The organism is Microbacterium sp. K41, from assembly GCF_004794395.1.
Taxonomy (GTDB): Bacteria; Actinomycetota; Actinomycetes; order Actinomycetales; family Microbacteriaceae; genus Microbacterium; species Microbacterium sufflavum.
Genome location: NZ_SSDO01000354.1, coordinates 1 through 616, shown reverse-complemented (window position 1 = coordinate 616; position 616 = coordinate 1). Strand labels below are relative to the sequence as shown.

The window sequence follows — 616 nt, the reverse complement described above, 5'->3', positions numbered from 1 at the left end:
TTCTGCATCGACACGACGATGCCCGTCGGCACATGGGTGATGCGCACCGCCGAGTCGGTCGTGTTGACGGACTGCCCCCCGGGGCCCGAAGAGCGGAACACGTCGATCTTCAGGTCGTTCTGGTCGATGTGGATCTCCTCCGGCTCATCGACCTCCGGGAAGACCAGCACCCCGGTGGTGGAGGTGTGGATGCGGCCCTGGGACTCCGTCGCCGGTACCCGCTGCACGCGGTGCACGCCGCCCTCGTACTTGAGGTGCGCCCACACGCCCTGGGCCGGATCGGACGAGGAGCCCTTGATCGCGACCTGCACATCCTTGTAGCCGCCGAGGTCGGACTCGTTGCGCTCCAGCAGCTCGGTCTTCCAGCCCTTCGACGCGGCGTACTGGATGTACATGCGCAGCAGGTCGGCGGCGAACAGCGCCGACTCGGCACCGCCCTCCCCCGCCTTGATCTCCATGATCACGTCGCGGGCGTCGTCGGGGTCGCGCGGGATGAGCAGTCGGCGCAGGCGTTCCTGCGCGGCCTGCACGCCCTCCTCCAGCGCGGGGACCTCGGCGGCGAACGCCTCGTCCTCGCGCGCCAGCTCCCTCGCCGCCTCCAGGTCGTCGACCGCCG

Annotated in this window: 1 protein-coding gene; it reads right to left on the bottom strand. The window is 70.0% G+C overall.

Annotation, left to right across the window (positions count from 1 at the left end; all coding sequences use genetic code 11):
• On the bottom strand, window positions 1-616 hold a 616-nt coding region (locus DW309_RS10970), incomplete at both ends, for a PCRF domain-containing protein (protein ID WP_136045392.1).